This window comes from Guptibacillus hwajinpoensis, assembly GCF_020171785.1.
GTDB lineage: Bacteria > Bacillota > Bacilli > Bacillales > Guptibacillaceae > Guptibacillus > Guptibacillus sedimenti.
This window is the reverse complement of the sequence record NZ_JAIVAE010000013.1, coordinates 17,780-30,125: the sequence shown is the minus strand read 5'-3', so window position 1 is coordinate 30,125 and position 12,346 is coordinate 17,780. Positions and strand designations below refer to the sequence as shown.

At 39.7% G+C, this 12,346-nt stretch carries 8 protein-coding genes and 1 riboswitch; of the genes, 7 read left to right on the top strand and 1 reads right to left on the bottom strand.

All coding sequences use genetic code 11. From position 1 onward, the window contains the following. Positions 1–26: 26 nt before the first annotated feature. A riboswitch (purine riboswitch) is annotated at positions 27–128 on the bottom strand. Between the two features lie 211 nt (positions 129–339). The 6 genes from LCL91_RS17735 to LCL91_RS17710 all read left to right on the top strand — a co-directional run bounded on the left by LCL91_RS17735 (position 340) and on the right by LCL91_RS17710 (position 9,687). Next, positions 340–1,995, top strand: a complete 1,656-nt coding sequence (locus tag LCL91_RS17735; protein WP_224884287.1) for a glycoside hydrolase family 13 protein — start codon at positions 340–342, stop codon at positions 1,993–1,995. Between the two features lie 228 nt (positions 1,996–2,223). Further along, a complete protein-coding gene (locus LCL91_RS17730) occupies positions 2,224–2,706 on the top strand; it encodes a hypothetical protein (protein ID WP_224884285.1) in 483 nt (160 codons plus the stop codon). A gap of 103 nt (positions 2,707–2,809) precedes the next feature. Then, positions 2,810–3,718, top strand: coding sequence for an HD-GYP domain-containing protein (locus LCL91_RS17725; protein WP_224884283.1), 909 nt, complete (start codon positions 2,810–2,812; stop codon positions 3,716–3,718). 126 nt (positions 3,719–3,844) lie between these two features. After that, on the top strand, positions 3,845–6,007 hold the full coding sequence (locus LCL91_RS17720; RefSeq protein WP_224884281.1) for a DNA topoisomerase III: 2,163 nt from the start codon (positions 3,845–3,847) through the stop codon (positions 6,005–6,007). A gap of 341 nt (positions 6,008–6,348) precedes the next feature. Beyond that, entirely contained in the window at positions 6,349–8,238 is a 1,890-nt protein-coding gene (locus LCL91_RS17715; RefSeq protein WP_224884279.1) for a cation:proton antiporter, read from the top strand. Positions 8,239–8,355: 117 nt separating this feature from the next. Continuing rightward, on the top strand, positions 8,356–9,687 hold the full coding sequence (locus tag LCL91_RS17710) for an NAD(P)/FAD-dependent oxidoreductase (RefSeq protein ID WP_224884277.1): 1,332 nt from the start codon (positions 8,356–8,358) through the stop codon (positions 9,685–9,687). 38 nt (positions 9,688–9,725) lie between these two features. Here LCL91_RS17710 and LCL91_RS17705 read toward each other — a convergent pair whose 3' ends face one another. Next, positions 9,726–11,123: an MFS transporter gene (locus tag LCL91_RS17705; RefSeq protein ID WP_224884275.1), complete on the bottom strand. Its 1,398-nt coding sequence runs from the start codon at positions 11,121–11,123 to the stop codon at positions 9,726–9,728. Positions 11,124–11,343: 220 nt separating this feature from the next. On the opposite strand from LCL91_RS17705, the gene LCL91_RS17700 reads away from it, so the two are divergent. Next, entirely contained in the window at positions 11,344–12,333 is a 990-nt protein-coding gene (locus tag LCL91_RS17700) for a LacI family DNA-binding transcriptional regulator (protein WP_224884272.1), read from the top strand. Positions 12,334–12,346 lie beyond the last annotated feature (13 nt).

Below are 12,346 nucleotides of genomic sequence, written 5' to 3'. Positions count from 1 at the left end.
AGTCTAGACAGAGGATGACAGATTCACATTGCCAGAATTGTCATCGTAGTCAAACCATTTACGGTAGTTTGGTAGAAACCTTTGGACCATATCTCCAAAATTATACGAAACCTGGTACGTATTATTAGCGTATTTTATAGATGTCTTGGGCGCTCGTCAATAGCATCTAACATTACGACCTAAAAAATACTTTCAAATTCATATTGATAAATGAGACAAATCCAAGTAAACTACAAGTAGGTAGAAGTAAATACGCAAAAAAGAAAGCGCTTTTTTTATCGATTTTTAGGCAAACGTTTGCACTTTACGAACTTTACTAAATAGATGAGGTGTAGAGATATGAAAAGAATCTGGTGGAAAGAAGCTGTCGGCTATCAAATTTATCCACGGAGCTTCCAAGATTCAAACGGTGATGGTATTGGTGACTTACAAGGCGTCATTCAGAGGTTAGATTATATTAAAGATCTTGGCATCGATGTGATTTGGATATGTCCAATGTACAAATCTCCTAACGATGATAATGGGTATGACATTTCTGATTACCAGGACATCATGGAAGACTTCGGTACCATGCAAGACTTTGATTTGTTGTTAAAAGAAGTTCATAAACGGGATATGAAATTGATCATTGATCTCGTTTTAAACCATACAAGTGATGAGCACCAGTGGTTTATTGAATCCCGTTCATCGAAAGAAGATCCGAAGCGTGATTGGTACATTTGGCGCGATGGAAAGAATGGTAAGGAGCCAAATAACTGGGAAAGCATCTTCGGAGGATCGGCGTGGGAATATGATAAGAAAACAGATCAGTATTTTCTCCACGTCTTCTCAACGAAACAGCCAGATGTGAACTGGGAAAATCCTGATGTCCGCGAAGCGCTGTATGACACGGTGAACTGGTGGCTAGATAAGGGGATTGATGGTTTCCGTATCGACGCCATTAGCCACATTAAGAAGCGCTCAGGGTTTCCTGATATGCCGAACCCCAAAAATGAAAAGTATGTTTCTTCATTTGATATGCATATGAACCAAAAGGGAATTCAGGAGTTCCTTCAAGAATTTAAGGATGAAACGTATTCGAAGTACGATGTGATGACGGTTGGAGAAGCGAATGGTGTAAGCATTGATGAAGCTGATCAATGGGTAGATGAAAAAGACGGCAAAATGAACATGATTTTTCAATTCGAACATCTTGGATTATGGGATGCCGAAGAGAAACCTGATCTTGATATTGTCTCCCTAAAAAAAGTGCTAACACGTTGGCAAAAGGGCCTTGAAAATAAAGGGTGGAATGCCTTGTTTGTTGAGAATCACGATAAGCCGCGTGTTGTGTCAACCTGGGGGAACGATCAGGAATATTGGAGAGAAAGTGCCACTTCAATGGGAGCGATGTATTTCCTTATGCAAGGAACGCCATTTATTTACCAGGGGCAAGAAATTGGTATGACCAATGTTCAATATCCTTCTATTGAAGATTATGATGATGTAGCCGACAAAAATCGCTACCGCATTCAGCGAGAAGCAGGAGTAGCTCATGATGCTATTATGAAAGTAATTTGGGCATCTTCTCGTGATAATAGCCGAACACCGATGCAGTGGAACGCCGATAATAACGCTGGCTTTTCTTCTGGAACACCGTGGTTGAAAGTAAATCCAAACTATACAGATATTAATGTTGAGAAGCAAGAAGCGGATGATCATTCCATTCTATCTTTCTATAAGAAGATGATTGAGCTGAAGAAAAACAATCTTGTTTTCACTTATGGAAGCTATGATTTACTACTTGAAGATGATCCGCAAATTTATGCTTATACAAGAACAACAGCGGATGACAAAGTTCTTGTTCTCACAAATCTATCGATCGAGCCAGCAGTATTTAAATCGAATCTTACGTTGGAGATGAACCAGCTACTTTTGAATAACTATCCTGTTATTGAAGAAGTGAATGATTCTATTGTTTTAAAGCCATATGAGGCAAGAGTCTATCGTCTTTAACATATCTCATTAGAAGACAGCCGTGCTTTACGGCTGTCTATTTCTCTAGATTTACAGGTGAAAATACAAACCAAAGTCGTTCTTATCTCTATAATTTACCAAATTTGTCGAATCATTAGGGTAAATATGAATAGATTTCTAGAAAAATTTACCGTATAGTGTTGATTAGTGGGAGGTATGACCCACATCTATCTTTTCACACATACTAGTTTATTAGGGAGGATTAAAATGAAAAAGTTTTTTGTCGCCTTATTTTCCGTAGTAGCACTTTTTATGTTTATGAGTACTGGGGCATTCGCAGCAGAAAATGACAACGCAGAGATATTACAAAAGATTGAAGAAACAAATGTAGCAATTGAACAAGAAATCCAAGCAGCACAAGCTAAAGGTGACAAACTATTGTCAGCGCTTTCTCTAGAAACAGCAAAGCTAGATGCAAAACTAGAAACGGCTAGACAAAATGGAGCATCAGAAGCGGACATTGCGAAGCTTGAAAAGGAAGTACAGACAAAAAAAGCAGATCTTACCGCAAAGTACAACAAGGACCTTGATAAACTAATCGGTGAGCTAATCGACAAAACGAACAAAATGACTGCAGACATGATTGAGGAAGCTGCAAAAGAAGGCATACAAGCAGAATGTTCATGGGTATATGTGCAGATTGCAGACCGTTGGGTATGGGTTGATCCGATTAAAATTATTGGACCATGATACAAAAAAGGGTGCATCAATTTTATGATGCACCCTTTTTTGTAACATAAATTTGTATATAATATATATAAGTCTATTGTTCCGCACTCGAGGAGGGTAAAAGTTGGAAGGTTTTGTTTTCGGCAGAAAGAATACGTATCTTGAAAGTGTAGAACAGGAGTCGGCATCCCTTAGTTTACTAGCAAGGGGGGCAGGTCTTGAATTTATGAAACACACAATTAATAAAGAAACCGCTTTTTATATCTATCCTGGAAAAAATCCAGATGCATATGAATTCTTTTATATTCTTGAAGGTCAAATAAAATGTGAAGATCAAGATATTATCCTAAGTGTGGGTGATTATTTTTCTGTAAAAGCATTAACTGAGTTAATATTTTTTGAGGCAATAAATGAAACAACGCTTCTTTGGGTTATAAATGAGCCAACTTTTAGATTGATTAGTGAAGATGTTTTCAAACTGATACAAATTGTGAAAAGTGTAGGAAATAAAGATAAATATACCAAAGAACACAGTGAGCGTGTTCAAAGTATGAGTATCAAAATAGGGAAGTATTTGGGATTATCTCCAGAAGATACTGACAACCTTATTGTTGCATCCATACTTCACGACGTCGGAAAAATTAACGTTCCTGAAGAAATTCTTAACAAGCCAGGAGGTCTGACTGATGAAGAATATGACATTATTAAAAAACATCCTGCTGATGGAGCGGATATGATAAAAGATACGTATTATGCTGATATAAGTAATATTATTTATCAGCACCACGAGCGCCTTAACGGTTCTGGTTACCCTGATGGTTTGAAGGGTGATGAGATCACGATTGGTGCCAAAATTATTGGTGTTAGTGATTCTTATGATGCGATGACGGACGACCGTTCCTATCGAAAAGCCTATACACCTGAATATGCTATGAATGAATTAAAACGTCTTTCAGGCGTCTTATACGATGCTGAAGTGGTCGATGCTCTTGAAGCGGTTTTAATTGAAGAAGGCATTCTGAATAGCAACTAGCCAAAGGGAGATGGAAGACATCTTCTTTTTTGTTTGTTCAACAGGACAATTGATTTGCAATGTTTCACGTGTAACATTGAAGCTGGTATGATAGAGAAATAATCGAAATTTGAGGAGATTGGTATTGTGGGTAAACAACTTATTCTTGCAGAAAAGCCCTCTGTTGGACGTGATATCGCGAGGGTATTGAATTGTACAAAAGGTGGAAATGGCTTTCTTGAAGGAGATCGCTATATTGTAACGTGGGCACTTGGTCATCTAGTGACGCTTGCTGATCCTGAAGTTTATGATGAGGGATACAAGACGTGGAAGTTAGAAGATTTGCCAATGCTTCCTGCCCCGTTAAAACTTGTCGTTATTAAAAGAAGTGGAAAACAATTTAGCGTTGTGAAAACGCAAATGAACCGTAATGATGTAAGTGAAATTGTGATTGCAACGGATGCCGGTAGAGAAGGAGAGTTAGTGGCACGTTGGATTATTGAGAAAGCGCGCGCTAAAAAACCACTAAAGAGGTTGTGGATTTCATCTGTCACAGACAAAGCGATTCGTGATGGATTTAAAAATCTAAAAGATGCCAATCAATACACAAATCTTTATCAAGCAGCTGCAGCAAGGTCAGAAGCAGATTGGTATGTAGGTCTTAATGCAACTCGTGCGCTTACTACAAAATACAATGCACAGCTTTCAAGTGGAAGAGTGCAAACCCCTACGCTTTCGATGATTGCGAAGCGTGAGGAAGAAATCAAGTCCTTTCAACCTGAACGGTATTATGGAATCGCAGCGGTGGTGGATGGTTTTACACTAACGTATCGGGATTCAAAATCAAATGATTCACGCGTATTCGATCGCGAGCGAATTGATTCTGACCTTAAGCAGTTATCAGGGAAACAAGCGCGCATTCAAGAAGTTAAGAAAGCAAAGAAAAAGACGTTTGCACCTGGGTTGTATGACTTAACTGAACTACAAAGAGACGCGCACAAGCGATTCGGATTTTCAGCGAAAGAAACACTTTCAGCTACTCAGCGATTGTATGAACAGCACAAACTAGTTACGTATCCGAGAACAGATTCACGCTTCCTTTCTTCTGATATGAAAGACACATTGAAAGAAAGATTAGAAGCGGTAGCGCCTTATGAGAAAGCAGCACGAAAAGTACTCGGTAAAACAATTCAAACGGGGAAGCATATTATTGATGATCGAAAAGTATCCGATCATCATGCGATTATTCCGACGGAGCAAACGCCCGTTATTCGAGAACTTAGTGATAAGGATCGGAAAGTATATGATTTAATTGTTAAACGGTTTGTAGCCGCATTATACGAGCCATTTGAATACGAGCAAGTGACGGTAAAGGCTAAGATTGGTGAAGCAAACTTTGATGCCAAGGGAAAGAGAGTGCTTTCTGCCGGTTGGAAAGAAATATACGAAACAGAGGAAGCGGATGTCGTGCTTCCTGAGCTTAAAGAGGGCCAGGAACTTCGCGTGCTCTCTTTAACAAGAACAGAAGGGAAAACCAATCCTCCGCCTCGTTTTAACGAAGGAACACTATTAACTGCGATGGAAAAGCCAGCTCAATTTTTAAGCATGCAAGATAACAAGCTTGCAAAAACGCTTGGTGAAACCGGTGGACTCGGAACCGTTGCAACGCGTGCGGATATTATCGAGAAATTATTTAATAGCTTTTTAATTGAAAAGAATGGAAAAGATTTAACGATCACATCAAAAGGGAAGCAATTGCTTGAGATCGTTCCAGATGAATTGCAATCACCTGCTTTAACTGCAGAATGGGAGCAAAAGCTTGAAGCGATTGGCAAAGGTAATCTTTCAAAGCAGGCATTTATTGAAGAGATGAAAGCCTATGCGAACGAAACTGTTCAGAAAATCAAATCAAGTACGAAGAAATATAAGCATGATAACATAACAGGAACAAAATGTCCTGATTGTGGGAATTTGATGCTTGAAGTGAAAAGTAAAAAAGGTAAAATGCTTGTTTGTCAGGATCGTGAATGTGGCTATCGTAAAGGGAAAAGCAAAGTAACTAACGCAAGGTGTCCAAAGTGTAAAAAGAAACTTGAGCTTCATGGACAAGGTGATGCCCAAACCTTTATATGCAAGTGCGGTCATCGTGAAAAACTGTCGACATTTAATGAACGACGCAAAAAAGAAAAAAATACAAAAGCGACGAAGAAAGATGTTTCAAGCTACATGAAAAACCAGCAGAAAGACGAGCCGGTTAATACAGCTCTAGCTGATGCATTAGCGAAATTAAAATTAGATCAAGATAAATAACAGGGAGCAGGGTGACCTGCTTCTTTTTTCATTTAGCTGTTATTCATGTAATAAAAAAATAATATAGTATGGAAATGGATTGGTTTAACCAATTAAAGGGTACTATTCTTTTACATATTTCCTTGATAATAGTTCTTTTGGTTGAAAAGAGTAGATAGTTGCCTTATCGTACCAATTGCATATAAAATGACGACATGTAAAAAGTGTTTCGTTTTTTACTAATTTAGCCAATTGTAAGCATATTTTCAAACATTTCTGTTCAATTCAATTATAGTGAAGTTAGTGTGAAGGGCAGAATAAGAACGAAGCACGAGCAGTTGTTAAACATAAGGAGGCTATCCATGGTCGATTCGATTTTATTTAATATTATGCTTGTTGGTGCCCTCGGCATCTTTTCGCAATGGGTTGCCTGGCGTTTTCATTTCCCTGCCATTGTCGTTATGTCTATTATTGGTTTGCTTGTCGGGCCGATTTTTGGCTTCCTTCATCCAGAAGATGTATTTGGAGATTTATTTGATCCATTCGTATCGATTGCAGTAGCTATCATTTTATTTGAAGGCAGTCTAAATCTTGATTTTAGGGAAATTAAGGGCCTTGGTCGCCCGGTTGGAAGAATTGTAACGGTTGGCGCATTTCTAGCATGGCTGTTAGGTTCACTGTCGGCGCACTATGTTGCAGGTTTGTCCTGGGGCGTTGCGTTTGTAATAGGCGGGTTGTTTATTGTAACGGGCCCAACCGTAATCTTACCGCTACTACGACAAGCCAAACTTAAGCCAAGACCAGCAAAGATATTAAAGTGGGAAGGAATCATCGTCGATCCGCTTGGAGCACTTCTTGCTGTTTTTGCATTTGAAATTATTAAATTTCTAAAAGTAGAGGAAGCAACGGCTACCGTTCTTCTTGTCTTTTTCTTAGGATCTCTTTTTGCCACGCTATTTGGGTTCCTATGTGGACGTGGTATTGGGTGGATGTTTGAGAAGGGATATGTTCCTGAATTCTTAAAATCTCCAGTCGTTTTCGCTGTCGTGATCCTTTGTTTTGCGGTATCTGATGAAATTACGCATGAAACGGGATTGCTTGCTGTTACGGCAATGGGGATTACGCTAGCGAACATGCATATTTCATCGATTGATGATATGAGACATTTTAAAGAAAACATTTCAGTTCTTTTAATCTCAACAATCTTCATCATGCTAACCGCTTCCTTATCCGTTGACACATTGCTTGAAATCTTCCATTGGCAAATCCTTGCGTTTGTCCTACTTATGCTATTTGTGGTAAGACCAATTTCGATCTGGTTATCCACGATTGGAACGGATCTATCCTGGCAGGAAAAAACGCTTGTTGGTTGGATTGCGCCACGAGGAATCGTCGCATTAACTGTCGCAAGTTACTTTGCAAGTGTGTTGCTTGATGCTGGGTTTGAAGATGCAAAAATCCTAATGTCTCTCACATTTGCATTAGTATTTGCAACGGTTGTTGTACATGGGTTTTCCATTCGTTGGACGGCAGAGAAGCTTGGACTTGCAAGTGACGGTCAACCGGGAGTTCTAATCGTTGGAGGAAGTACGTTCTCAACGGCGCTTTCTAAAACATTAAAAGAATTAAAGATCCCAGTATTAATCACGGATTCATCATGGCAAAGGCTGCTTACAACGAGAAAAGCAGGCGTGCCGTTTTATAGAGGAGAAATTCTTTCTGAACAAACCGAATATCGTCTGGATTTAACGCCTTACGAGTATATGATTGCGGCAACTGAGCTCGATTCTTATAACGCCCTTGTTTGTACAACATTCGTTCCTGAAATTGGACGGAACAACCTCTTCCAGTTAAGTTTACGAAACGATCGAGGCGACGATCTTGAGGAGCTTGTTCATACGATTGGTGGACGCGTGGCGTTTAAAGAAGGAGCCACGTGGGAGACCTTGAATCGTAAAGTAGAGAGTGGCTATGTTTTTCGTAAAACAAACATTACTCAGCAGTATACGTATGATCGATATTTGAAAGAACGAGATGAAGAAACGATCATGCTCTTTGTGAAGAAACCTTCTGGTAGCTTAGAATTTTTTGCTCACGATTCTCAAACGAGAGCGGAAGCAGGCGATGTACTTGTAAGCCTGATGCCGCCGAGTAAAGAATTTAATCGGATTCGTGAAAAGCTTGATAAGCAGCGTACCGATGAGAAAGAAGAGAAAGAAAAAGAAAAAGAACGTCGTTTAGAAGATGAGTAAAGCCCCCAGCGAGGGGCTTTTTTATGTTCAAAGCGAAAGTCCGATAGAGAGGGTACTATAGCTAGAGACTGATGGGATACCGTAATGATATGCTAGTTAAAAGCAGGGGGTTTGATTATGTATGATGTAACCATCATCGGAGCTGGAGTAAGCGGCATTTTTATGGCATACGAGCTGACAAAGCGATACCCAGAATCCAAAATTATGTTGATTGATAAAGGGAAGAAACTGTCGGAACGCAACTGTAAGGCTCGTTCAAAACAAGAATGTTCATGTGACGTTTGTGATCAATACATTGGTTTCGCTGGACTTGGTAAATCAGAAGGCAAGTTTAATTATACGAATGATTTTGGTGGTAGTCTCGGTAGAAAAATAGGAACAGTTCAAGCAGAAAAGCTGATGTGGGAAGTCGACAGCATCCTTTGCTCTTTTGGTGGAGAAGAGGCTGAACTCTATCATACTCATAGTCCAGAGTTAGAGGTGAATGCAAAGAGCGTAGGATTAGAGGTGTTAACGACTTCGGTAAGACATCTCGGAACGAAACGATCTCACCACGTGTTTCAAAGCTTATATGAGGTTCTAACGAAACGAATTGATTTGTGGTTTGAAACTGACGTGTATTCGATTGAAAAAAGCGATTCCTTTGAAATACATACTTCAAAAGGAAACATAAAAACCAAGAAAGTTGTGCTATCAACGGGTAACAGCGGAAGTGAGTGGATGTATCGTCAGTGTGAACAGCTTGGTCTTCTACCTGGTCCTGCTCGTCTCGATTTAGGGATTCGCGTTGAAATGCGAGGAAACCAGCTTGAGTCAATCTTAAAAGATACATTTGAAACGAAACTTCATATCAATAGAAAGGCATTTGAAGGAACGACGTATTGCATGAACCCGAATGGCAGAATAATAAGGAAATATCAACATGGCCTTGTGATGCCTGATGGGCAAAATAAGAGAGAAAAAGATAGCGCAGGAAACAATTTAAATTTCACTTTATTTGTGCCATCTTTTTATTCTTCGAAAGAAGAGGCCGACCTTTTTGCACAACAGGTGATAGGTGGAATTAATAGGGGAAGAGATCGAATCGTTGTTCAGCGTCTTCAAGATTTAAAAAAACAGCAGGCGACAACGTCTCACATTCTGAGTTCAAATTCAATTGTGCCTTCTCTTAATGGAGAAGCTGGTAACCTAATAGATGAATTGCCAACTATCTATCTGGACGCTCTTCGGGAGTTTTTTGATCGTCTCGAAAAGTTGATAGGAGAGCCTATTGATGAAGAAACCTTGTTATATGGCATAGATGGAAAGTTTTATGAAGCAAAAATACCAACGAATGATTCCTTTGAAACAGATGTAACCGGACTCTTTTTAATTGGTGATTGCTCAGGAGAAACACATTCCTTATCACAGGCAGCAGCAAGCGGTTTATATGCAGCAAAAATGATATAAAAAGAGATCGGCACTATGGCCGATCTCTTTAGTGAGTGTTACGAAGCAGATGATTCTGATAGTGCTTTTTCACGTTTCGTTAAGAATTTCAACGTGAAGATTGAAAATGCAATTAGTGCAATACACGTTAACCCTAGGTATAGGTTACTAAAGATAAGATTTTCTCCCGTTAGTGATAAGGGATTCATAGAAAAAGACACGTTTTTCATTTCAAGAAGTCTTCCGAAAATAGCTGAGCTAAATGCCCCTGCAAGGAAGTTCAGTAAATTGAAAACGCCCATTCCTACGCCGTTTTGGTTGTCTGGTAGAATAGAAGATAGTAAATCGGCAGTTGAGCTTTGGATGAGCGGGAATCCAAGGTAAGCAATTAATAAACAAGGTGCGATGACCCAGGCGTTGTAACCTGAAAAGGTTGAAATGAAAAATGTGCCGCCCGCAATCAGGAGCAGAGCAATTTTAACGACAAGAATGGCGCCACGCTGTTCAATAATTTTACCGCCTATTTGTCCGATCAATCCGGCTGCCATAGCGCCAGGAAATAAGACAAGACCGATCTTTAAGGTGGATAACCCGTTTAGTTCGCGCAACATGATCGGAATCACAAAAATCAGTCCGAAAAGTGCTGATGTACCGAGAAAGCTTGTTAGAACGGTTATCGTATATTTCGTGTTCTTTAATATTACAGGATCGATAAACGGGTGTGTGATCGTAAATGTCCGCCATAAGAATAGAATGAAAAAGACGATAAAGATTACAAGTAAGTACCATAGGAATGTTGTAATATAGAACAGCAGTGAGGCAACCGATACAGCCATTAAAGCGGCGCCTGGTAAATCAATGGAGCCTGCTCGCTTTTCTTCATTCGGCAACCATTTTCGAAAGAGTGGGATTGCGAACACTGTGGCAACAGAAAATAGAAAAAGAAAACGCCAGTTCAAAGTGCCACCTACAACGCCACCAATGATCGGGCCAACTCCTGAAGCAAATGCAACCGTAGAAGAAATCAGTCCGAATACTCTACCTTTTTCATTGGGCAGGAATCGAATTGGTACGATAAAGGCAAGAGCTGGAATTGTTGCACCACCAATCGCTTGAAGGATTCGCGCGGCTAATAAAGTCGGATAGTTTGGAGAAAGAAAGCCAATAAAAGCGCCAGTAGCAAAGATACTAATTCCTATAGTGAAAAGTGTTTTAATTGGGTAAATATCGGCCAACTTTCCGTACATGAGAGATCCAATCGCAAACACAAGAATATATCCAGTTAAGACCCAGCTTACTTCTGAAGGGCTAAGATTAAAAGATGCTGCAATATCGGGAATGGCTACGTTAAACATCGTTCCATTCATAACAGCAAAAGCTAATATGGTACAAACAAGGATAATTAATTTTTGGCGTGCCGATGCATCCAATTTTTCGTGTTCATAGTCGTCTGACATAGCTGCCCTCCTTTAGTTATTTTTAAATTTGGTTAGTAAAGATTTATTTAGTAACCCGAAATAATACACACTCCATGTAATCATAGAGGGCTTATAGGGAGATGTAAACTAAGTTGCCTGTCTAAACAATTCAACCGTACATATTTTCCCAGTTATAGACATTAGAGGATAGATCGATTATGATGAAATAAGGAAAGACTGCATTAATGGAGGAACGGTTATGCCAACAATTAAAGATGTAGCAAAACGTGCTGGAGTCTCTCGCACAACAGTTTCACGAGTACTAAATGACAACGGCTACGTAAGTCATGAAGCAAGGCAACGTGTCGTTGAAGCCGTTGAGGAAATGGGATATATTCCAAGTGCACATGCGAAAACGATGCGAACGAAGCGCTCTGGTGTCATTGGCGTTATTTTGCCAAGAATTAGTACGGAAACAGCTAGTCGCGTTGTGAATGGCATTGAGAAAGAGCTTGCAGCCAACGGGTATCAAATTCTTTTAACAAATACACAACTACAGCCTGAGAAAGAAATACAAAATATTAAACTACTAAAAAGTCGTCAAGTTGACGGCATTATTTTGCTTGCCACAAACCGCAATCAAGATTTACTTGATACGATTTCTGAAGCTTCAATCCCTTTTGTAGCCATTGGACAAGAGCTGAGTGGAGTAACCTCAGTGGTATACGACGATTACCATTCTGCTTTTAGTGTAACCGAGTTACTTATTGAAAAAGGTCATCGTAACATTGGGTTTATTGGTGTACAAGAGACTGACCACTCTGTTGGGGTTGTGCGAAAACAGGGCTATCTTGATGCAATGGAAAAGCACGGTTTCCCAGTTGAAAAAGGGTGGATTCAATATGGTAACTTTACGTTTGAATCAGGGTATGAAGCGGCAAGTCAACTAGTCGAACAATCAGAGAGTCGACCAACCGCGATCTTCGCTGTAACAGATCGAATGGCGATCGGAGCGCTTGGCTTTTTGAAAGAACAAAATATTCGAATCCCTGAGGACATCGCTTTATTTGGGATTGGTGCATCAGATTTATCACGACATGTGACCCCACCACTATCTACAGTGGACTATTTTAATGAGGATGCTGGACAGAAAACAGCCCAGCTTATTTTAGAACAGTTATCAGGGAAAGCTTTGGAGAAAGAAAAAATTAAACTTGATTATAGACTTATCGAAAGAGATAGTGTATAGTAACTAGTGAAAA

Bases quoted from the DNA above. Each gene is read 5' to 3' on its own strand.
- LCL91_RS17735 (WP_224884287.1), top strand. From the start codon at position 340: ATGAAAAGAATCTGGTGGAAAGAAGCTGTCGGCTATCAAATTTATCCA.
- LCL91_RS17730 (WP_224884285.1), top strand. From the start codon at position 2,224: ATGAAAAAGTTTTTTGTCGCCTTATTTTCCGTAGTAGCACTTTTTATG.
- LCL91_RS17715 (WP_224884279.1), top strand. From the start codon at position 6,349: ATGGTCGATTCGATTTTATTTAATATTATGCTTGTTGGTGCCCTCGGC.
- LCL91_RS17710 (WP_224884277.1), top strand. From the start codon at position 8,356: ATGTATGATGTAACCATCATCGGAGCTGGAGTAAGCGGCATTTTTATG.
- LCL91_RS17705 (WP_224884275.1), bottom strand. From the start codon at position 11,123: ATGTCAGACGACTATGAACACGAAAAATTGGATGCATCGGCACGCCAA.
- LCL91_RS17700 (WP_224884272.1), top strand. From the start codon at position 11,344: ATGCCAACAATTAAAGATGTAGCAAAACGTGCTGGAGTCTCTCGCACA.